Here is a 22,117-nt window from a genome sequence, read left to right as displayed (position 1 = left end):
GACAGTCGCAGCAATCGGGGAAAACAGGCTTACAGATCGTCTAAGAAGGTTTTGTCCAGCTGTTTGAACGCGCGCTTAAGGACATCAGCCAGTGACTGGTACGTCGGCGTACCTTCAATCGGTGCCAGTGCCAGTCCGGATTCAGCGAGCTTGTTGCGTACATCATGGAACCAGCCGAGTAATCCCGGCGGCAGCGGCGTCAGAGAACGGCGACCCAGCCACCATAATCCTTGCATCGGCAGGCTGCAGGCAAAAATCGCCGTGGCGACGGCCAGACCGAGTTGTCCACCTAAAGCGATTTGCCACGTCAGGGTAAAGACCGCTACCGGCGGCATGATGCGCACGGCGAAACGCGTAGCCGTAGAAATCCGGTTCTCGGGAAACATCGGAGCCAGGCGCTTATCTGACGGCCATGTCTTCATATAGTGCTGCCCGCGCTGGAATACCTGGAACCAGCCTATGGAGCCTGTTGGCTTACTCGTCATCGTTGCACCTCAACTTCGCGTATAAAATTTAAAAAATAGTTGTAAAACACAAACTGGAGTTTACCACGATAAAATATATTTTGTTTTTGCTGGCACCTGTCGGTATTCTATCGCAGCCTCGCAACCCTCTCAGGTAACGGGATCAATATAAAGTTGGGGTGAAAGCGGTGAATTGCAATCTTTCATCCCCATAATAAGCATAGTGCCTCGGTCTGAGAGGATTTGTAATTAGTTATTGTATTTTTTGTTAGTGTTTTTACTGATTAGTAACATCCTGAAGACGTGTAAACCGAAATATACAGTGCTGTTTACTGATTTATTTCTGTTATCCGGACGCTTAAAAAAACCAAAGCCCGGCGATTCTTCAGCTTTTTCATCGTCATGTCCGTTTTGGCTCTCTGGCATGATGTTAATCATAATTGTCGCCGCCATTATGCGCTACGCTTGATGTCAGACTGACGATTTATTAACCACGTGTATTGTTTTTTTAAACAGCACCAACAATAAATAGGTACTTCCATGTCGAGTAAGCTTGTACTGGTTCTTAACTGTGGTAGTTCTTCCCTCAAGTTTGCCATCATTGATGCTGCAAACGGCGAAGAGCACATTTCAGGTTTAGCCGAATGTTTCCATCTGCCAGAAGCGCGCATTAAATGGAAAATGGACGGTGGCAAAGAAGAAGCCGCTTTGGGTGCGGGTGCCGCACACAGTGAAGCGTTGAAATTCATCGTTAATAACATTCTGAGCAAAAAACCTGAGCTGTCCGCAGAACTGGTTGCGATCGGCCACCGCATCGTTCATGGCGGCGAGAAGCTGACCAAATCAATGCTGATCAACGACGCGGTTATTGAGGGTATCAAAGAATCTATTCCGTTTGCGCCGCTGCATAATCCGGCTCACCTGATCGGTATCGATGAAGCCCTGAAATCATTCCCTAAACTGGCTGATAAAAACGTTGCCGTTTTCGACACGGCTTTCCATCAGACAATGCCAGAAGAATCCTACCTCTACGCACTGCCGTACAGCCTGTATAAAGATCATCACGTCCGTCGTTATGGCGCACACGGCACCAGTCACTTCTACGTGACACAGGAAGCCGCAAAAATGTTGAACAAACCCGTGGAAGAAGTGAACCTGATCACTTGCCACCTGGGTAACGGCGGTTCTGTCAGTGCAATCCGTAACGGTCAATGTGTTGATACCTCCATGGGCCTGACCCCACTGGAAGGTCTGGTGATGGGTACCCGCAGCGGTGACATCGACCCGGCCATCATCTTCCATCTGCATGATTCACTGGGCATGAGCGTTGATCAAATCAACAAAATGTTGACCAAAGAATCAGGTCTGCTGGGCCTGACTGAAGTCACCAGTGACTGCCGTTATGTTGAAGATAACTACACCACCAAAGCAGATGCTAAACGTGCCATGGACGTCTTCTGCCACCGTCTGGCGAAATACATCGGTGCATATACCTCATTGATGGAAGGCCGTCTGGATGCCGTCGTATTCACCGGTGGTATCGGTGAAAACGCTGCAATGGTTCGCGAACTGTCGCTGGCTAAACTGGGTCTGCTGGGCTTTGAAGTGGATCATGAACGTAACCTGGCTGCCCGTTTTGGCAAATCCGGGGCGATCAACAAAGAAGGCACCCGCGCCGCTCTGGTTATTCCAACCAACGAAGAGTTGGTGATTGCACAAGACGCCGCGCGTCTGACTGCATAATTCGATTCAAGACTGCCCGCGTAATGCGGGCAATTTTTCACTTATAGGCAAACGCCGCCCGTTTGGACGCACCGCGCAGGATAATCATCGCGCTTATGCTGATCATTATCCTCCCTGTACAAACCTGCGAAGGTCCCTGCCTGGCAACCGTTAAAGAGGTTTAGCCGTGTCCCGTACAATTATGTTGATCCCTACAGGCACCAGCGTCGGTCTGACCAGCGTCAGCCTGGGCGTGATCCGTGCCATGGAACAAAAAGGCGTCAGCCTGAGTATCTTCAAGCCTATCGCCCAACCGCGTACTGGCGGAGATGCTCCTGACCAAACCACCACCATTATTCGTGCTAACTCCAGCGTGACCGCTGCAGAACCGCTGAAAATGAGCCATGTGGAAACCTTGCTGAGCTCAAACCAGCAAGACGTACTGATGGAAGAAATCATCGCGCGTTATCATGAAAATACCAAAGATGCGGAAGTGGTGCTGGTTGAAGGCTTAGTGCCTACCCGTAAACACCAGTTCGCCAATGCGCTGAACTATGAAATTGCCAAAACCCTGAATGCAGAAATCGTCTTTGTGCTGGCGCTGGGCAATGATTCTCCTGCACAGTTGAAAGAACGTATCGAACTGGCCCGTTCCAGCTTCGGTGGCAGCAAAAACAAAAATATCACCGGCGTAATCATTAACAAACTGAATGCGCCGGTTGACGATCAGGGTCGTACACGTCCTGACCTGTCCGAAATCTTTGATGATTCCACCAAAGCCAGCGTGGCGAATATCGACCCGACCCAGTTGTTCGCTAACAGCCCGCTACCGGTTCTTGGCTGCATTCCCTGGAGCTTCGAGCTGATTGCCACCCGCGCAATCGACATGGCTAAGCATCTGAACGCACGTATTATCAACGAAGGCGATGTGAAAACCCGCCGCGTGAAATCCGTAACATTCTGTGCACGCAGCATTCCGCATATGCTGGAGCATTTCCGTCCGGGCTCTCTGCTGGTGACCTCTGCTGATCGTCCTGACGTGTTGGTTTCAGCCTGTCTGGCCGCCATGAACGGCGTGGAAATTGGCGCTATCCTGCTGACCGGTGGTTATGAAATCGACGAACGCATCAACAGCCTGTGTGAACGTGCCTTCCAGACCGGCCTGCCTGTCTTTATGGTAGAAACCAACACCTGGCAGACCTCCCTGAGCCTGCAGAGCTTTAATCTGGAAGTACCTGCAGATGACCATCAGCGTGTAGAGAAACTGCAACAGTACGTGGCGTCTCACATTAACGCTGACTGGATCAACTCCCTGAGCGCACATTCCGAACGTTCACGCCGTCTGTCACCGCCGGCATTCCGCTATCAGCTGACCGAACTGGCCCGTAAAGCCGGTAAACGTATTGTTCTGCCGGAAGGCGACGAACCACGTACCGTAAAAGCGGCAGCGCTGTGTGCTGAACGTGGTATCGCTGAATGCGTACTGTTGGGTAATCCTGACGAAATCAAACGCGTTGCAGCAGCTCAGGGCGTGACGCTGGGTAAAGGCATCGAAATCGTTGATCCGGTGGCTGTCCGTGAAGAATATGTAGCCCGTCTGGTTGAACTGCGCAAAAACAAAGGCATGACCGAAGTGGTTGCACGTGAACAACTCGAAGACAACGTGGTTCTGGGCACTCTGATGCTGGAACAAGGTAACGTTGACGGTCTGGTTTCCGGTGCGGTTCACACCACAGCAAACACCATCCGCCCGCCGTTGCAGCTGATCAAAACCGCACCGGGTAGCTCGCTGGTTTCCTCTGTATTCTTCATGCTGCTGCCTGACCAGGTTCTGGTTTACGGCGACTGCGCGATCAACCCGGATCCTACCGCTGAACAGCTGTCTGAAATCGCAATCCAGTCTGCGGATTCTGCTGCGGTGTTCGGTATCGAACCACGCGTTGCGATGATCTCCTACTCAACCGGTAATTCCGGCGCAGGTAGCGATGTTGAAAAAGTGCGTGAAGCGACCCGTCTGGCACAGGAAAAACGCCCGGATTTGATCATCGATGGCCCGCTGCAATATGACGCCGCTATCATGGCTGACGTTGCTCAGTCCAAAGCGCCAAACTCGCCGGTTGCGGGTAAAGCGACCGTGTTCATCTTCCCTGACCTGAATACCGGTAACACCACGTACAAAGCGGTACAGCGTTCTGCGGATCTGGTCTCAATCGGACCGATGTTGCAGGGCATGCGTAAACCGGTCAATGACCTGTCACGTGGCGCACTGGTAGACGATATCGTCTACACCGTTGCACTGACAGCGATTCAGTCTGCTCAGGCAGAAGCGGCTGTTCCGGCTAAATAAGTCAGAACTTCTGAAGGTAAGACGCCGGACTTAATATCCGGCGTTTTTTTTGGGTCGCATTTCTTTCGATAAAAATTCAGAGCAATGTTTTCGCGGCTTCCAGAATATGCTCAGCCGTCAGGCCATATTCCTGCTGTAAAAACTCCTGCGTGCCCACCTGACCGTAACGTTCCTTCACGCCGACACGGCGCATCGGCACCGGCTGATTTTCTACCAGTACTTCCGCCACCGCCGATCCCAGCCCGTTGTGAATACTGTGGTTTTCGCAGGTCACTATTTTGCCGGTTTTCGCGGCGTATTGAATGATGATGTCTTTATCAATCGGCTTGAGGGTGAACATGTCAATGACCGCCGCACTCACGCCTTCGCGCCCGAGCATTTCTGCCGCTTTCAGTGCTTCAGCGACCATAATGCCGTTGGCAATCAGCGTCATGTCTTTGCCATCGCGCAGCACATTGGCTTTGCCGATGGTGAATGTCGAACCTTCCTGATAAACCTGCGTGGCCTGTTTACGGATGGTGCGCACCCAGTAAAAGCCTTTCAAATCCATCAGTTGCAACAGGATATCGCGGAACATTACGGCGTCGGTAACTTCCATCACCACCGAACTCGCCAGCCCGCGCACGATACCCATATCCTCAAACGACATATGCGTACCACCGTTATGGCAGGCACTGACGCCCGCATCGGACGCAATAATCTTCACATTATTTTTCTGATAATCCAGTGACATAAATAGCTGATCGAAACAGCGGCGGCTGGCGAATGCGGTAAAAGTATGCACAAAAGGCACGCGACCGGTCAGCGACAAACCTGCTGCAACGCCGATCACGTTGGCTTCCATAATGCCGCAGTTAATCACATGATCAGGGTGATCTTTATGCACGCCGTCCATCGCCATCGAGCTCATCAGGTCGGCTTCCAGCGCGATAACCGGCGTGTTCTCTACGATCTTTTGACGCACGGTATTGGCGTAAACTTTACGCATTTCCACCGCGTCTTTTTGTAATTCCAGAGAGACTTCAAACATGGGTGGCCTCCAGCTCAGCGATAGCATTTTCGATTTCCAGTTTCACATCCGGCGTTAGACGCAGATGGTGCGAGTTCGCCAGTTGTTCGAGATACTTCACGCCCTGCCCTTTGATGCTGTCGAGTATCACCACCAGCGGACGTTGCTCAGCATGACGAACCGGTGTGACCGCCTCACTTATCGCTGCAATGTCATCGCCTTTAATGGTCTGCACATCAAAGCCAAATGCACTGAATTTTCCGGCCAGATCAAACGGCTTGATGACTTCATCCAGCGTGCCGTCGAGTTGCTGTTTGTTGTAATCAATGAACAGCGTCAGATTGTGCAGGTTGTGGTGTGCAATAAACTGGAAGGCTTCCCAGCACTGTCCTTCGTTGAGTTCGCCGTCGCCAAGAATGCAGAATACACGGTTGCTGCGACCGGCCAGCTTATGCGAAAGCGCCATGCCCGCCGCAATGGACACGCCTTGTCCCAGCGAGCCGGTGGTCGCATCCACGCCCGTGGTGCGCAGCCGGTCCGGATGGCTCGGCAGACGGGTTCCGTTCTGGTTGAGTGTGTGTAATTCGCTGACCGGGAAATAACCTTTCAGTGCCAGCGTGGCATACAGCGCCGGCCCCGCATGGCCTTTTGACAGCACGAAATAATCACGATCTTGCCAGTCTGGTTTTTCCGGATCGATGCGCATCACATCGCCATACAACACGGCCAGCGTTTCCACCACGGACATGCTGCCGCCATAATGCCCGAATCCCAGACCGGTCAGCATTTTCAGCGTCTCGATGCGGATATGGCGGGCAAGATCACGAACCTTCTGGACATCTTTCATCTTCATGGGTCCTTATTTTAATGAATGCTTATCCTGACCTGTTATTTCTAACAGGCAGGACAGTGTTTCCCGGATGGAGTTAAAAATGCAGTGATGCAGGCTATTACTTCTCAGTGGCTTCTTTCTCAGCCACCGGTTTTTTACCGAGATAGTTCCAGGCAACCAGTACCGCGAAGATTCCGACAATCAGCGCCATGATGCCTTCCTTCGACATGAAGCGGGCCAGGTTACCCAGCAGAATGCCAATAACGCCGAAATCCGCATCAGAGAAGGTTGCATTGGCAAAGCCCAGCGCGCCGAGTACCGGTAACAACAGAACCGGCAGGAAGGTAATCAGCACGCCGTTGGCAAATGCACCGACCATCGCCCCGCGACGCCCGCCGGTGGCATTACCAAACACGCCCGCCGTTGCACCGGTGAAGAAGTGCGGCACTACACCGGGCAGGATAAGCACCAGATGCATCTGCCCTAACAGGAACAGCCCCACCAGCCCCCCGAGGAAGCTGAACAGGAAGCCAATCAGCACCGCATTCGGCGCGTACGGATACACCACCGGGCAATCCAGCGCCGGGCGGGCATTAGGCACCAATTTCTCGGAGAAGCCGACGAATGCCGGAACGATTTCCGCCAGGATCAGACGCACCCCTTGCAGAATGATGAACACGCCCGCCGCGAAAGTAATTGCCATAATAATGGCGTACACCAGATAGTTCTGACCTGCGCTGTAAGTGGCTTCAACAAAGACCTGCCCCGCGAATACCGCCATAATCAGATAAATGATAATCATGGTGAGCGAGATAGAAATGGAACTGTCACGCAGGAAGCTGAGGTTTTTCGGCAAATTCATTTCTTCCGTAGAACGTGAACCTTTACCGACCTTGCTGCCTATCCAGCCCGATAAGACATAACCGATAGTGCCGAAATGACCGAATGCGACGTCATCGCTGCCGGTAATTTTGCGCATATAGCGTTGCGCCAGCGCCGGGAAGAACGCCATGATAAGCCCGAGCGTCAGGGAGCCGGTGAACACCAGTGAAACGCCTTCGAAACCGGCCACTGTCAGAATAACGCTGATCATACAGGCCATATAAAACGTATGGTGACCGGTCAGAAACACATATTTAAGACGGGTGAAACGGGCCACGATCAGGTTTGCCACCATACCAAACGCCATAATTAACGCTGTCGGTGCACCGAATTTCTCCAGCGCAATGGAAACAATCGCTTCGTTATTAGGAATAATACCCTGGATATTAAAGGCATGTTCAAACATGCCGCCTAAAGGATTTAATGAACCGACTAATACTGTGGCACCACCGCCTAAGACTAAAAAGCCCAGTATTGTTTTAACCGTGCCTTTCACCACATCAGAAAAGTTTTTCTTTTGCGCTACCAGACCGATTAATGCGATGAGCCCCACCAGTATAGAAGGCACTTTTAATATATCGACCACAAACTTGAGCGTTTCCTGGATAAACATATCCACCTCGTTTGTCTATTTGTTTTATTTGTAGGGTTATTCCGTGCCGGTCAGGACACCGGATGCTTTTCAAAGTGAGCCATCAGTTTTGTTTCAAGTTCATTAATATCAATGATGTTAGTGATCACCACCAGCTGGTTTTCAGGAATACTGGCGCTGGCAGCGATGTCCTTTGCCATCACAAACAGATCGGCCTCGCCCGGAATGGCTGAGGACAAATCGGAGTGCTGAACATCTGCCTGAATATTAAGTTTTTTCAGAACCTTCTTGATGTTCATTTCAACCATAAAACTGCTGCCTAAACCGGAGCCACAAATCGCCATGATTTTCATTTTTTCACCTGTTCTTTATCTGTTTTTTAAAAGTTTACATTGCGTAGGATCACAGTTCAGTTGCACATATTCATGCCCCTGAATTTCAGGATTTCTTTAGGCTTGAACCCCATGCCCTTCTGATATAAAGGCAGACTAATAGCGGGATATAATGTCCTGAATTTCTCTGATCGTTTTTGCCTGATGTATTTTCTGCATATCTTCTTCACTGGAAAATAATTCCGCCAGTTCAGAAATCAGTTCAACATGACTGTGTTTATCAGCAGCCGATAACATCACCACCGTATAGACCGGGTCGTTATCCTCTGAATTAAACACCACGCCGTGTGGCAGTGTCAGTAACGAGAGTCCCAACCCGTTCGCCCCTTCTTCTGGTCTGGCATGCGGCATGGCAATACCCGGTGCCAGAACAAAATACGGCCCCAGCTTTTCCCGTTGAGCGAAAATTGCCGTCAGGTAATCCGGGGTTATGGTCCCTTCTTTCAGCAGGGGTTGTGCACTGACCTCCACCGCCTGCCGCCAGTCCGTGATATCCGTTCTGATCTGAATTCGTTCAGATGTCAGCCAATCATTTAACATAGTCAGGCTCCGTATTTTTTTAAGATGGCCGGTCAAATTTCCCCCAGACCGCACCAACGATCCTGACTCTACTTCAGCGATAGCGTTAACATCTGTGACACACATCTCAAAGATAGCGCTACCAAACTTCTATCATTGAGAACTGTGATAGCGCTATCAAAAATAATCGCGCGGCGGTACCACCGTCCCGTGGATCACATAAATAACGGTATACTTTGTCTGGAAATTGCCGATAATTTACCGAATTCTGCCGTGGTTCCCGTTTTGCCGGTCCTGCTGCGGCCCGCTTTTTTCGCTATACCCATGGGTATACATTGTGCGCAAGATGCGCAGTTAAGGTCAGGATCGTGAATGTCCATTAACAAGAAGAGACGCAGTACCGGAAGAGTGACGCTGGCCGATGTTGCGCAGCTGGCAGGCGTGGGCAGTATGACCGTCTCCCGTGCACTGCGAACACCTGAACAGGTCTCCGACAAGCTGCGGGAGAAGATCGAAGAGGCCGTGAGCCAGCTCGGATACCTGCCCAATCAGGCCGCCAGTTCGCTGGCTTCTGCTTCATCAAATACCATTGCGATGATTGTACCGAGCCTTTCCGAAGCGGGCTGCGCCGAGATGTTTGCCGGGTTACAGAAAGTGCTGCAACCGGCGGGTTATCAGATCATGCTGGCGGAATCTCAGCATCGTATTGAGCGGGAAGAAAAACTGCTGGAAACGCTGCTTTCCTATAATCTGGCGGCGGCGATTTTGCTGTCCGTTGAGCATTCGGCCAACGTACGGCAATGGCTGGATAACCTGACCATACCGGTGCTGGAAATCGGCGCGCTGACCGATTCGCCGATCGACATGAATATCGGCATTGATTATGTCGAGGCGATGTTTCAGCTAACCCGGACGGTGATCGCCAGGGGGTATCAGAATATCGGCATGTTGTGTGCTAATCAGGAGCAGTGGATTTTCCAGCAACACCTTCAGGGTTGGCGCAAGGCCATGTTAAAAGCGCACATGTCTCCGCACCGGGTGATAAACGCCGCTGAGCCAGCCAGCTTCTCCACCGGCGCTCAGCAATTGCCGGAATTTCTGCTCGCCTGGCCGGAAATTGACGCGCTGGTGTGTGTTTCCGACGATCTCGCCTGTGGCGCATTGTATGAATGTCAGCGCAGACGCATCAAAGTGCCTGACGATCTTGCCGTGGTCGGCTTTGGCAACGCCGATGTCAGTAAAGTATGCCAGCCACCGCTGACCACCATTGCCATACCGCATAAAGAAATCGGGATACGGGCTGCCCAGGCGTTACTGGCGAGGATTAATGACGAGGAGTGGGAAGAAGTGATGATCGCTTCGTCGTTGTGCAAGCGGGAGAGTTGCTAAAGAAAACGGGCGATATGAGCTCGCCCGTAAGTGTGTCTCAGATAGCGTCTTTTGGTGACGACACCACGGCATCGTTTTTAGGGTCTTCAGAGACAGACGCGTCAGCCACAGCAGCGGCGGCTTCACGGGGCAGAGGCTTACCGTGTTCTTTTTCATTGTTGCGCGTCATCCACAGAGAAAGTGCTTTCAGCGAGTCTGGCGTAAATTCATCACAGCGCGCGGTAATTTCTTCCGGTGTCATCCAGCGCACGGCATCAATTTCTTCTTCCTGCAGGGCAAACGGACCGTGGGATACACAACTGAACAGTGCACCCCATACGCGGCATTTGTTCTCTTCTTCAAAGTAGAACTGACCGTGCTCTGCAAACGGCACACCGGCGATGCCCAGTTCTTCCTCGGCTTCACGGCGGGCGGAATCAAGAATATTTTCACCGCTTTGCACCACACCACCGGCCGTTGCATCAAGCCAGCCCGGATAGAAGTCTTTGGTTTCAGTCCGACGCTGAACCAAAATATTCCCCATTCCATCATGAACCACAATATAGCTGGCACGGTGACGCAGGACCTGAGCACGCATTTGTTGTCGGCTGGCCTGGGCAATGACCTCGTTGTCTTCGTTGACGATATCCACCCACTCATCCGTACTGATGTTTTGCTCTTGTTCTGACATCCGCTGGAACCTTCTCTTTTAAGCGCTGATCTGTGCGCAATAAGTCTGTGCGCTGTGATTTTGCAACACGTCGATAATGTGCTGAGATTCTATCTGGGTCTGCTGGTTAGCTTCAATAGCTATGGATGCGTTGATGCAACCTAAAAGCTATGTTACCCCGCAAAGTTCGCCATCAGACAAGTCTGACATAGACCTCTAAACATCTACATTATGATAACCTAATAAACCGGATAAGAAGTTTGTGATTACCCGTTCCCTATTGGCGTATCCCGTCCCCGCCAGTCGCGACAGTGATTAAAACAACGCAGGAGGCAATATGATCGATCTTTATTACGCTCCCACACCGAATGGCCATAAAATTTCTCTTTTTCTTGAAGAGAGTGGCCTGCAATACCGGCTCCATCGCGTTGATATCAGCGCCGGAGAACAGTTCAAACCTGAATTTCTGGCCATTTCGCCAAACAACAAAATCCCGGCGATTGTTGACAGTCAGCCCGTTGACGGCGGCGCACCGATCGGTATTTTTGAGTCTGGCGCAATTTTGCAATATCTGGCAGAAAAAACCGGAAAATTTCTCAGCAAAGAGTTGCGCGAGCGGACTGCGACACTGGAATGGCTCACCTGGCAGGTAGCCAGCTTTGGTCCGATGCTGGGTCAGAACCACCACTTTACGCATTACGCGCCGCAACCGGTCCCTTATGCCATTGAGCGTTATTTACAGGAAACTCAGCGTCTGTATGGTGTGCTGAACCGCCAGTTAGAGAAAAACGCGTATATCGCCGGGGAGAATTACAGTATCGCCGACATAGCCACTTATCCGTGGGTAGCGGCTCATGAACGTCAGCGAATTGATCTCGCACAATACCCGGCCGTGCGCAATTGGTTCGAAAGGGTTAAAAGCCGCCCGGCGACACAAAAAGCCTACGCGCTGGCGCAGGTTCCGTAAGCCCCTTCAGTTTGCCGGCAGTATTGTGAATGTCTCAAAATAAAAAACCCTTAATTGTGCTCCATATCGCGCGTTAATAGCGATGACTCATCTATGATTAAAGGCAGTTCATCCGCGTATTCAGACAGTTAAGGATCACGATATGAAGATCTTGATTACCGGCGCCACCGGCCTCATCGGAAGGAAACTCACCGAACGGCTGCTTGCGCAATCTCATCAGATCACCGCCCTGAGCCGTGCACCTGAACGCGCGGCGAAGTTACTCGGCACTCAGGTTTCCGTCTGGGAAACGCTGCAAGGAAAAACCTCACTCGATGGTTTCGATGCCGTAATTAATCTTGCCGGTGAACCGATTGCCGACAAACGCTGGACCAAAGAGTATAAAGCATTGCTTTGTGAAAGCCGCTGGAAACTGACCGAACAACTGGCAACGCTGATTAATGCCAGTGAAAAGCCGCCTTCTGTGTTTATCTCCGGCTCAGCGGTCGGATATTACGGCGATCAGGGTCAGGCGCTCGTGCCGGAAGACGAGCCACCTAATAAGCAGTTTACCTGGCAGTTATGTGCCCGCTGGGAAGCACTGGCGATGTCAGCACAAAGCCCGGCAACGCGTGTTTGTTTGCTGCGTACCGGCATCGTCCTGGCTGAAAAAGGCGGTGCGCTGGCAAAAATAGTTCTGCCCTACCGTGCCGGTCTCGGTGGCCCGCTCGGTGATGGTCAGCAATACATGCCCTGGATCCACATCAGCGACATGATTGACGCGATTATTTTCCTGCTGGAACACGAAACACTTTCCGGCCCGTTCAATATGGTGTCGCCGTACCCGGCACGTAACGAGCAATTCAGCGCTCTGCTTGGCGAAGTATTGCACCGTCCGGCATTTATGCGGGCACCCGCGCCGGTAATAAGGTTACTGATGGGGGAATCAGCCGTGCTGGTACTCGGCGGACAGCGTGCCGTCCCGCGCAGGCTGGAAGCCGCAGGGTTTATTTTTAAGCATCAGGAACTGAAAGAGGCGCTGGAGGATTTGCTAGGGTGAAGGGTTTGGCAGCCTTCACCCTGCCGTACCAGACTGGGGATGTTTCGGTTTCTCAATAACTGAGATTACTTAACTTTCTGCGCCGAAACCGCCCAAAGGAGGAAAGTGCTTTTCCTCCTTTGGATTCCTCCTCGCTTTTTCAACAAGCGCTAACGCTCGCTAGCTATGTTTCAGGTATCACTGCGACAGGCTGGAAATCTTGCCGCTGCGCGGTGCCTTCATTTCGGGATTGCAGCCTTGGGTCTGCAACCTCTCATTCAGCAAGCTTTCTGAAACGCCCGTGCGATCTTAAATTCAAAGGCAGATTGTTTTTTATCTTTTAGAAATGTTGATTGGCGTGCTCAAAAATGGCACCGAATGAACGGTTCGAGACCTAAGGCTCGAAGCCTGAAATGAGGGAATCGCGGAGCGATGACATTTTGCGCCACACTCAGAACGACCAGAACATGTCCTTCGTTCCAGCGACAGCGCGCAGTGAAAAAGCGAGGGGAGTGCAGAGGGGAAAAGCCTTTCCCCTCTGCTCGGTTTCGGCAAAATATCTCGTATGAGAACTGCTATTGAGAAACCGAAACTTTCACAGTTTCAATTTTCATCCGTTCTAATCCCGCTCAGGATTTACTCCTTAATATCAGCCTGATAAAACACATGTTTCCCAAACGGATCCACTTCATAGCCGGTCACTTCTTTACGTACCGGTTCGAAAATGGTCGAGTGAGCAATCATTACCGCCGGTGCCTGATCGTGCATCATTTGCTGGGCCTGCTCGTAAAGCGCTACACGTTTTGCATGATCGGTCGTTTCTTTGGCTTCGGTGATCAGCTTATCAAACGGCGCGTAACACCATTTGGCTGAGTTTGAACCGCCCTTCGCGGCATTACAGGTAAACAGCGGGCCGAAGAAGTTATCCGGATCGCCGTTCGCCGTCGTCCAGCCCATCAGCGCCGCCATGTGTTCACCGTTACGGATACGGGTCTGATACTCGCCCCATTCGTAACTGACGATATGCGCCTTCACGCCGATTTTGGCCCAGTCAGCCTGGATCATTTCCGCCATACGCCGGGCGTTCGGGTTATACGGACGCTGAACCGGCATCGCCCACAAATCGATATCAAAACCATTCGGCATACCCGCTTCGGCCAGCAGGGCTTTGGCTTTCTCCGGTGAATAATCGTAATCCACCAGTTTGTCGTTATAGCTCCATACACCGGTCGGCAGCAGTGTTTTCGCCACGGTTCCCGTACCATGGAATACGGCTTCTATGATTTGCGGTTTGTTGATCGCCATGGTCAGCGCCTGACGCACTTTCACATTATCCAGCGGGGGTTTCTGAGTGTTGAAGGACAGGAAACCGGTGTTCAGGCCAGCCTTACTCATCAGATTGATGTCTTTATTGGCACGCATACGCTCCAGATCAGCCGGATTCGGGAATGGCATCACCTGACATTCATTCTTCTCGAGTTTGGCCAGACGCATTGAGGCATCAGGCGTAATGGTATACACCAGACGGTCAATTTTGGATTTACCCTGCCAGTAGTCCGGGAAAGCTTTGTACAGCAGACGCGTGTCTTTCTGGTATTGCACCAGTTCAAACGGCCCGGTACCAATCGGATCCTGATCGACTTTTTCCGGCGTGCCGGCTTTGAGCATCTGATCGGCATATTCCGCCGAGAGGATGGAAGCAAAATACCATGCCAGATCGGCCACGAACGGCGCTTCAGGGCGCGTCAGGTTGAAACGCACGGTGTAATCATCCACCTTATCAATACTGCCGATCAGGTCACCCATTTTCAGGCTGTCGAAGTTAAGGTAAGTACCGCCGGAAATTTTATGATAAGGATTATTTTCGTCTTTCTGGCGCATGAACGAGAAGATCACGTCGTCAGCGTTGAAATCACGGGTCGGTTTGAACAGCTTGCTGTTCTGAAATTTCACGCCCTTGCGCAGGTGGAAGGTATAGGTTTTACCGTCCGCACTGACCTCCCAGCTTTCTGCCAGACCCGGCACCAGTTCAGTGGTACCGATTTTGAAATCCACCAGACGGTTATAAATTGGCGCGGCGCTGGCATCCACAGAGGTGCCCGACGTATAAAGCTGCGGGTTGAATTGCTCAGGCGAACCTTCGGAACAGTAAACCAGCGTTTTAGCACAAACGCCGCCAGTGAGAGTTAACGCCAGTAAGCCTGTGCTTATTTTTAAGATGTTGTGTTTCATTCTTTTCCCTATTTTCCCTGTCCGGAGAGTGTTTAAATCTTCTTCATCGTGGAACCTAAAGCAAAAACAGATTAACATCTGGATAACACGTAGTAATACTTTGTTATATATGAAAATCTTATAACAGGGAACAATATTTGCGCACATTCAGAGGTCAAGATGTCGACAACAATCGCAAAACAGCTTACCGAACGTTTCTACCGTTATCTCAGCGTAACATCACAGAGTGATGCCAGCGCGACCACCCTGCCAAGCACGCCAGGCCAGCATGATATGGCGCGGCTACTGGCTGAGGAACTGCATCAGCTGGGCCTGAAAAATATTCAGATCGACGAACAGGCGACCGTGACGGCAGTAAAACCCGGCACCAAAAAAGGCGGTCCGCGCATCGGGTTCATTACGCATATAGATACGGTCGATGTCGGCCTGCGTCCGGATATTCATCCCCAGACGTTGCGTTTTACCGGTGAGGATGTGTGTCTGAACAAAGAACTGGATATCTGGCTGCGCCCTTCCGAACGCCCGGAAATCCTGCCGTATAAAGGTGAGGACATTATTTTCAGCGACGGCACCAGCGTGCTGGGCGCGGACAATAAAGCGGCGGTCACGGTAGTGATGACACTGTTGGAAAACCTGACGACTGAGCAGGAATACGGCGATATCGTGGTGGCGTTCGTGCCAGACGAAGAAATCGGCCTGCGCGGTGCCAAGGCGTTGGATCTCGCCCGCTTCGATGTGGACTTTGCTTATACCATCGATTGCTGCGAACTGGGCGAAGTGGTGTATGAAAACTTCAATGCGGCGGCGGCAGAAATTACCTTCACCGGCGTGACAGCGCATCCGATGTCGGCCAAAGGCGTACTGGTGAATCCGCTGTTGATGGCACAGGATTTCATCAGCCATTTTGACCGTGCTGAAACCCCTGAAAACACCGAAGGCCGGGAAGGTTATATCTGGTTCAACGGCATGAGCGCATCCCAGCAGGGAGCAGAACTGAAAGCCTCAATCCGTGATTTTGACAACGTCAGTTTTGCCGCCCGTAAGCAGAAAATTCAGGACGTGGCACAAGAGATTGCCGCGCAGTATCCGAGCGCAAAAGTCTCGGTGGAGATCAGCGACACCTACAGCAATATCAGCAGTGCCATCGGCGAAGATCGCCGGGCGATCGACCTGATTTTTGCAGGACTGAAAGAAATTGGCGTGGAGCCCAAAGTGATCCCGATGCGCGGCGGCACCGATGGTGCGGCATTGTCGGCCAAAGGATTGCTGACGCCGAACTACTTTACCGGCGCGCATAATTTCCACTCAAAATTTGAGTTCCTGCCAGTGAATTCGTTTGTGAAATCCTACGAGCTGACCGTTCAGCTGTGCCTGCTGGCCGCGAAAGGCTGATGCTATTTTAGCTGAGCAAAACCCACACCCCATCCCAGCCTTCCCCTCGTGAGAGGGGAAGGAGCACGGAAATCACTTCAAAGCACCTGAGAGGAATTGTTGCAGCCGCGCACTTTTCGGGTTACCGAACACCTCGGAAGGCTCGCCCTGCTCTTCAATCACCCCCTGATGCAGGAAAATGACGTGGCTGGAGACGTGACGGGCAAACTCCATTTCATGTGTCACTACCACCATGGTTTTCCCCTCTTCCGCCAGCTTTTGCATGATGCGCAGTACTTCGCCGACCAGTTCAGGGTCAAGGGCGGAGGTCGGTTCGTCAAACAGTAACACTTCCGGTTCCATCGCCAGCGCACGGGCAATGGACACGCGCTGCTGCTGGCCACCGGACAAATTCACCGGATATTTCCCTTGTGCGCGGGCATCAATACCCACTTTATCGAGGTATTTCACCGCGCGTTCCCGCGCTTCTGCCTTGCTCAACCCCAGCACCTGAACCGGTGCTTCCATGACATTTTCCAGCACCGTCATGTGGCTCCACAGGTTGAAGTGCTGAAACACCATCGTCAGTTTGGTACGTAACAGTTGCAGCTGCTTTTTATCAAACACTTTCAGCTGACCATCGGTGTCGCGCACCATCCGGATATCCTGATTATTGACACTGATCGAGCCTTCGCTTGGTTTCTCAAGGAAGTTAATGCAGCGCAGGAAGGTACTTTTACCGGATCCTGATGAACCGATAATACTGATCACATCACCCGCATTCGCCGACAATGAAACGCCTTTCAACACCTCATGGTCGCCATAGCGTTTGTGGAGATCGAGAACCGCTAATTTGTTTTCTGGCATAACGTGATTCCGCAAAAATAATTCTTATTAGTGAGTTTGAGGCTTTACATGTGCCAGCCAGCGTTTTTCCGCCATGCGGAACAGCCCAATCAATATAAAAGAGATGCAAAGATAAATAACCGCAGCAATCCCGAAGGCATAAAACGGCTGATACGTTGCCGAGTTAATGTCGCGGGCTATTTTCAGCACGTCCGGTACTGTGGCGGTAAACGCCAGCGCGGTGGAGTGCAACATCAGAATGACTTCATTACTGTACGCAGGCAGTGCCGTGCGTAATGCCGACGGTAAAATAATGCAGGTATACAATTTAAAACGTGAAAACCCGTAAGCGTTGGCCGCTTCAATTTCGCCGTGCGGCACCGCGCGGATCGCACCCGCAAAAATTTCGGTGGTGTATGCACAGGTGTTGAGCGTCAGTGCCAGAATCGTACAATTGAGCCCGCTGCGGAAAAAAGCATTCAGGAAGTCGGTGCCACGCACGATCTCCAGGCTGTACATGCCGGAATAAAACACCAGTAACTGCACATACAACGGTGTCCCGCGGAAAACATAGGTATACAGCCAGATCGGATAGCGAAGGAATTTGTTGGAAGACACACGCCCCACCGCCATCGGCACAGCCAGTAATCCGCCTATCACAACGGAACTGATCAGTAACCATAAGGTGATAGCCAGACCGGTGAAACGGTAGCCGTCGCTGTAAAGCAGGGACATACCGTACTGTTGTAAAATTTCGATCATAGATCAGCCCTCTTCACACCCAGCGAATAACGGCGATCAAGCCACACCAGCACGCCGTTCGACAGCGTGGTGAAAATCAGATAAACCACACCGGCCACAATCGCAAAATAGAACGGCTGATATGTCCCCTTCCCGGCCAGTTGCGTGGCTTTCACCACATCATTGAGACCCAGCAACGACACCAGTGCGGTGGCTTTGAGAATAACCTGCCAGTTATTGGCAATGCCCGGCAGCGCAAAACGCATCATGGCCGGGAATAAAATTCGACGAAAGATTTGTGAACCGCTGAACCCGAAAGCCGTCGCAGCTTCGATTTGTCCACGCGGGACCGCCATAAACGCACCGCGGAACGTTTCAGTGAAATATGCCCCGTAGATAAAGCCCAGGGTGATAATACCGGCGCTCATCGGGTCGATATCAATTTGTGTCAGCCCCAGTGATTCTGTAATGCTGTTAAGCGCAATCTGCAAACCGTAGAAAATCAATAACATCAATACCAGATCAGGTACGCCGCGAATGAGCGTGGTGTAGCAACCAAAAAAACCAGAAACGATCCGGTTCTTTGACAGTTTCCCGCCCGCGCCGATTAACCCTATCACCAGCGCCAGAATGACTGACGAAATCGCCAGCTCCAGTGTCACTAACGTGCCCTGGATAATTACCTGGGAATACCCATACAGCATGGTTTTTTCCTGTCTTTAGTGGATCCCTGCGCAGGCAACACGACCACCGGCGTCAGAACCGCAGGGAGCGGCGTACCGCCCCCTTTGGCATGTCTCACGACGAATATCAGCCGCCGTAAACATCAAAGTCGAAGTATTTTTTCGCCAGTTTGTCGTAAGTGCCGTCTTTACGCATGCTGTCAAATGCCTTGTTCAGCGCATCTTTCAGGTCCGTTTCATTCTTACGCAGGCCCATGCCGGTACCTACGCCGAAGAACTTATCATCTTTAACCGACGGTCCCGCAAACGCATAATCTTTACCCGCTGCCTGTTTCAGGAAGCCTTCGCTGCCTGCCACTTCGTCCTGGAATGCTGCGTCAAGACGACCGGAAGCCAGATCCGCATAAATCAGATCCTGGTTCTGGTAGGCCACCACATTGATGCCTTTTGGCTGCCACATGGCATTCGCATAAGCTTCCTGAGTGGACCCCTGCAGAACACCGACGTTTTTGCCTTTCAGCGCATCCAGAGTGGGCAGAACTTTAGAGCCTTTAGGTGCAATCAGACGGGCGTTAGCAGCGTAAAGTTTCTCTGTGAAATCAATCTCCTGCTGACGTTTTTCAGTGATGGATAATGAGGAAATAATCGCATCAATCTTTTTCGCTTTCAGGGACGGGATCAGCGCATCAAAATCGCTTTCAACGTAGGTACATTTAATGGCTGCACGTTTACACATCTCGTTTGCCAGGTCGATATCAAAACCCACCAGCTTACCGCTGGAGTCTTTCGATTCAAATGGGGCGTAAGTCGGATCAGTACCGATGTTAATTGCTTTAGGCGCGGCAGCAAATGCACTACCTGCGCTGGCTAAAACCAGAACCAGCGGAAGAACCTTGAACAACTTTTTCATACATTAGCCTCAGTGATTATTCATCTGTTGTGGTTGCGTGTGCGTGAATGAACGTCTTTTTATAGTTTGCTGAACGATGCAAATGGCTTTTTGCCAGATTTTCTCATGCACTTTTCGTGCCGTTTCTCTGCATAGCCGTTTTGCACAGCGAGAGAGTGAAAACCGGTCAAAAAAGCATCGGGATAATCAAAGTTTTCAAAGGTCTGAAGGAAGGATAGCCGAAGCAAGGTTGGACACTGCACCCCAATGAATCAAATTGTGATCATTGTTGGTGCAATGTAACGAAAGTGCGCGAAATAAGTGCGTATTGGGACGTGAAAGTTTAACGACTGCCCTGCCATCGAACAAATAAGTCTTCCGGCAGCTCGATATCAAACTGATCGATCACCCGGTTTACCGTCTGATCAATAATATCTTCCACAGAAACAGGGCGGTGATAAAACGCCGGAACCGGCGGCATGATGATTGCGCCCAGTTCAGCCGCCTGTGTCATCAGTCGTAAATGGCCCAGATGCAACGGCGTTTCGCGCACACATAACACCAGACGGCGGCGTTCTTTCATCACTACGTCAGCCGCACGGGTCAGCAAACCGTCGGTATAACTGTTCACGATGCCCGAGAGCGTTTTGATCGAGCAAGGCAAAATCACCATGCCGGCAGTTTTAAAAGAACCGGAGGAGATGCTGGCCGCGATATCGCGGGAATCATGCACCACATCTGCCAGTGCCTGAACATCACGCAGGGTGAGATCCGTTTCCAGTGTCAGTGTCTGACGGGCTGCATTGCTCATCACCAGATGAGTTTCAATATCAGGCACACTCTGCAATACCTGCAAGAGCCTGACACCATAGATTGCGCCGCTGGCGCCGGAAATACCGACAATAAGTCGTTTCATCAACACTGCCTTAGAAAAAATAAACCCGGATCCGGTGGTGCCAATACTGACATAAATTCAGGCATAAAAAAACGCGCCCGCCCGGTGTTCACCGGAGGGGCGCGCCAGAGAGAATGTCAGCAACCGGCTGATCAGCCTTCGTTGTGCATCTCGAGATTTTCAGCTTCCTGCTGACCACGCAATGCCTGAGCATCGTCGTTGCGCAGCGCTTCAAGATATTCCAGATAGTTCTGGTCCACATCTTTGGTGACGTAAACACCGTCGAAAACTGAACATTCGAATTTCTCGATATCCATATTGTCTTCTTTCACTGCGGCGATAAGGTCGCTCAGATCCTGGAAGATTAACGCATCAGCCCCAATCATCTGATTGATTTCACTGACTTCACGGCCATGGGCAATCAGCTCGTTCGCGCTTGGCATATCGATACCGTAAACATTCGGGAAGCGGATTTCCGGTGCCGCAGAGGCCAGATAAACGCGTTTTGCCCCGGCTTCACGCGCCATCTCAACAATCTGCTGAGAGGTGGTACCACGCACGATGGAATCATCGACCAGTAAGACATTTTTATCACGGAACTCAGCGCGGTTAGCGTTCAGTTTACGTCGTACTGATTTACGGCGCTCCTGCTGACCCGGCATGATGAAGGTACGGCCCACATAGCGGTTTTTTACAAACCCCTGACGGTACGGTTTATCCAAAATACGGGCAATTTCCAGCGCGATATCGCAGGAAGTTTCCGGGATCGGGATCACCACGTCGATATCCATGTCTTCCCATTCACGGGCAATTTTCGCGCCCAGCTTTTCACCCATACGTACGCGGGCGCTGTAGACGGAAATTTTGTCGATGAAGGAATCCGGACGTGCAAAATAGACGTATTCGAACAGGCAAGGATTGTACTGCGGGTTCTCAGCACACATACGGGTGAACAGCTGACCTTTTTCAGTGATGTACACCGCTTCGCCCGGCGCAACGTCACGCAGGAATTCAAAGCCCAGCGTATCAAGTGCCACGCTCTCAGAGGCCACCATGTACTCATTACGACCATCTGCCAGCGTACGTTTACCAATCACCAGCGGACGAATGCCATGCGGGTCACGAAACGCCAGCATGCCATGACCGATGATCATCGCCACACAAGCGTAAGCACCGCGGATTTTCAGATTCACTGCAGCAACCGCAGCAAAAATGTTGTCAGCTTCCAGCGGATAGTGCTGGAAACGATCCAACTCACTCGCCAGGATATTCAGCAAAATCTCAGAATCGGAAGTGGTGTTCACATGACGGCGTTGGCCTTCGAACAGATTGCTTCGCAATTCGTGAGCATTGGTCAGGTTACCGTTATGGGCAAGGGTGATGCCGAACGGAGAGTTGACGTAAAAAGGTTGAGCTTCTGAAGCGCTGGAACTGCCAGCCGTTGGGTAGCGCACATGGCCTATACCCATGTTGCCCTGTAAGCGTTGCATATGGCGGGCTTCGAAAACATCCTTCACCAGGCCATTGGCTTTACGTAAACGGAAGTTATTATTCGCGTCGATGGTGGTGATGCCTGCGGCATCCTGACCACGGTGTTGTAACACCGTTAACGCGTCATAAATCGACTGGTTTACCGGCATGAAACCGGCGATACCGACAATACCGCACATGTTGTCTT

21 protein-coding genes are annotated in these 22,117 nt (G+C 51.5%); 6 read left to right on the top strand and 15 right to left on the bottom strand.

Annotated features, from left to right (window positions below; genetic code table 11):
* Window positions 1-29: 29 nt before the first annotated feature.
* Both yfbV and EVX52_RS17600 read right to left on the bottom strand, forming a co-directional pair.
* Window positions 30-485: a terminus macrodomain insulation protein YfbV gene (gene yfbV, locus EVX52_RS17605; protein WP_129991764.1), complete on the bottom strand. Its 456-nt coding sequence runs from the start codon at window positions 483-485 to the stop codon at window positions 30-32.
* Between the two features lie 228 nt (window positions 486-713).
* Window positions 714-902: a hypothetical protein gene (locus EVX52_RS17600; protein WP_238486099.1), complete on the bottom strand. Its 189-nt coding sequence runs from the start codon at window positions 900-902 to the stop codon at window positions 714-716.
* 102 nt (window positions 903-1,004) lie between these two features.
* Here EVX52_RS17600 and ackA point away from each other — a divergent pair, with 102 nt between their 5' ends.
* Window positions 1,005-2,207, top strand: a complete 1,203-nt coding sequence (gene ackA, locus EVX52_RS17595; protein WP_129952326.1) for an acetate kinase — start codon at window positions 1,005-1,007, stop codon at window positions 2,205-2,207.
* Between the two features lie 181 nt (window positions 2,208-2,388).
* Window positions 2,389-4,533 (top strand): phosphate acetyltransferase, encoded by a 2,145-nt coding sequence (gene pta, locus EVX52_RS17590; protein ID WP_205952685.1) that lies wholly within the window; start codon window positions 2,389-2,391, stop codon window positions 4,531-4,533.
* A 76-nt stretch (window positions 4,534-4,609) separates the two neighbouring features.
* On the opposite strand, the gene EVX52_RS17585 is transcribed toward pta, so the two are convergent.
* From EVX52_RS17585 to EVX52_RS17565, 5 genes are all read right to left on the bottom strand, one after another.
* On the bottom strand, window positions 4,610-5,563 hold the full coding sequence (locus EVX52_RS17585) for a transketolase family protein (RefSeq protein ID WP_129991762.1): 954 nt from the start codon (window positions 5,561-5,563) through the stop codon (window positions 4,610-4,612).
* Window positions 5,556-6,389 carry a transketolase gene (locus EVX52_RS17580; protein WP_129991761.1) on the bottom strand — a complete coding sequence of 278 codons (834 nt, stop codon included), beginning with the start codon at window positions 6,387-6,389 and terminating at the stop codon, window positions 5,556-5,558. The genes EVX52_RS17585 and EVX52_RS17580 overlap by 8 nt, the downstream gene beginning before the upstream one ends.
* Window positions 6,390-6,492: 103 nt before the next feature.
* A complete protein-coding gene (locus tag EVX52_RS17575) occupies window positions 6,493-7,869 on the bottom strand; it encodes a PTS ascorbate transporter subunit IIC (protein ID WP_129952322.1) in 1,377 nt (458 codons plus the stop codon).
* A 50-nt stretch (window positions 7,870-7,919) separates the two neighbouring features.
* A complete protein-coding gene (locus EVX52_RS17570) occupies window positions 7,920-8,201 on the bottom strand; it encodes a PTS sugar transporter subunit IIB (RefSeq protein ID WP_129952321.1) in 282 nt (93 codons plus the stop codon).
* Between the two features lie 135 nt (window positions 8,202-8,336).
* Window positions 8,337-8,780, bottom strand: a complete 444-nt coding sequence (locus EVX52_RS17565) for a PTS sugar transporter subunit IIA (protein WP_129952320.1) — start codon at window positions 8,778-8,780, stop codon at window positions 8,337-8,339.
* 351 nt (window positions 8,781-9,131) lie between these two features.
* Here EVX52_RS17565 and EVX52_RS17560 point away from each other — a divergent pair, with 351 nt between their 5' ends.
* The gene (locus tag EVX52_RS17560; RefSeq protein WP_129952319.1) at window positions 9,132-10,148 is read left to right on the top strand and encodes a LacI family DNA-binding transcriptional regulator; all 1,017 of its coding nucleotides are present in this window, start codon (window positions 9,132-9,134) and stop codon (window positions 10,146-10,148) included.
* Between the two features lie 37 nt (window positions 10,149-10,185).
* Here the strand turns inward: EVX52_RS17560 and yfcD are convergent, their stop codons facing one another.
* On the bottom strand, window positions 10,186-10,818 hold the full coding sequence (gene yfcD, locus EVX52_RS17555) for an NUDIX hydrolase YfcD (RefSeq protein ID WP_129991760.1): 633 nt from the start codon (window positions 10,816-10,818) through the stop codon (window positions 10,186-10,188).
* A gap of 316 nt (window positions 10,819-11,134) precedes the next feature.
* On the opposite strand from yfcD, the gene yfcG reads away from it, so the two are divergent.
* Together yfcG and EVX52_RS17545 are read left to right on the top strand one after the other, a co-directional pair.
* Window positions 11,135-11,764: a GSH-dependent disulfide bond oxidoreductase gene (yfcG, locus tag EVX52_RS17550; protein WP_129952317.1), complete on the top strand. Its 630-nt coding sequence runs from the start codon at window positions 11,135-11,137 to the stop codon at window positions 11,762-11,764.
* Between the two features lie 142 nt (window positions 11,765-11,906).
* The gene (locus EVX52_RS17545; RefSeq protein ID WP_129991759.1) at window positions 11,907-12,803 is read left to right on the top strand and encodes a TIGR01777 family oxidoreductase; all 897 of its coding nucleotides are present in this window, start codon (window positions 11,907-11,909) and stop codon (window positions 12,801-12,803) included.
* A 615-nt stretch (window positions 12,804-13,418) separates the two neighbouring features.
* On the opposite strand, the gene EVX52_RS17540 is transcribed toward EVX52_RS17545, so the two are convergent.
* Window positions 13,419-15,014: an ABC transporter substrate-binding protein gene (locus tag EVX52_RS17540; RefSeq protein WP_129952315.1), complete on the bottom strand. Its 1,596-nt coding sequence runs from the start codon at window positions 15,012-15,014 to the stop codon at window positions 13,419-13,421.
* A gap of 159 nt (window positions 15,015-15,173) precedes the next feature.
* Between EVX52_RS17540 and pepT the strand changes: the two genes are divergently transcribed.
* A complete protein-coding gene (pepT, locus tag EVX52_RS17535) occupies window positions 15,174-16,406 on the top strand; it encodes a peptidase T (RefSeq protein ID WP_129991758.1) in 1,233 nt (410 codons plus the stop codon).
* A gap of 72 nt (window positions 16,407-16,478) precedes the next feature.
* Here the strand turns inward: pepT and hisP are convergent, their stop codons facing one another.
* The 6 genes from hisP to purF all read right to left on the bottom strand — a co-directional run bounded on the left by hisP (window position 16,479) and on the right by purF (window position 22,109).
* Complete coding sequence (gene hisP, locus EVX52_RS17530) at window positions 16,479-17,252, bottom strand: histidine ABC transporter ATP-binding protein HisP (RefSeq protein ID WP_129952313.1); 774 nt, start codon at window positions 17,250-17,252, stop codon at window positions 16,479-16,481.
* A 27-nt stretch (window positions 17,253-17,279) separates the two neighbouring features.
* Window positions 17,280-17,993, bottom strand: coding sequence for an ABC transporter permease (locus EVX52_RS17525; protein WP_129952312.1), 714 nt, complete (start codon window positions 17,991-17,993; stop codon window positions 17,280-17,282).
* A complete protein-coding gene (locus EVX52_RS17520; protein WP_129952311.1) occupies window positions 17,990-18,676 on the bottom strand; it encodes a histidine ABC transporter permease HisQ in 687 nt (228 codons plus the stop codon). Before EVX52_RS17520 ends, EVX52_RS17525 begins: the two co-directional genes overlap by 4 nt.
* A gap of 106 nt (window positions 18,677-18,782) precedes the next feature.
* On the bottom strand, window positions 18,783-19,565 hold the full coding sequence (gene argT / locus EVX52_RS17515; RefSeq protein WP_129952310.1) for a lysine/arginine/ornithine ABC transporter substrate-binding protein ArgT: 783 nt from the start codon (window positions 19,563-19,565) through the stop codon (window positions 18,783-18,785).
* Between the two features lie 322 nt (window positions 19,566-19,887).
* On the bottom strand, window positions 19,888-20,460 hold the full coding sequence (locus EVX52_RS17510) for a UbiX family flavin prenyltransferase (RefSeq protein WP_129952309.1): 573 nt from the start codon (window positions 20,458-20,460) through the stop codon (window positions 19,888-19,890).
* Window positions 20,461-20,591: 131 nt separating this feature from the next.
* Window positions 20,592-22,109: an amidophosphoribosyltransferase gene (gene purF / locus EVX52_RS17505; protein WP_129952308.1), complete on the bottom strand. Its 1,518-nt coding sequence runs from the start codon at window positions 22,107-22,109 to the stop codon at window positions 20,592-20,594.
* Window positions 22,110-22,117: the final 8 nt, after the last annotated feature.

Source organism: Rahnella sp. CFA14(1/10) (assembly GCF_004195095.1).
Classification (GTDB): Bacteria; Pseudomonadota; Gammaproteobacteria; order Enterobacterales; family Enterobacteriaceae; genus Rahnella; species Rahnella perminowiae.
Note: the sequence above shows the minus strand (reverse complement) of the source record. Positions and strands in the feature narration are given on the sequence as shown.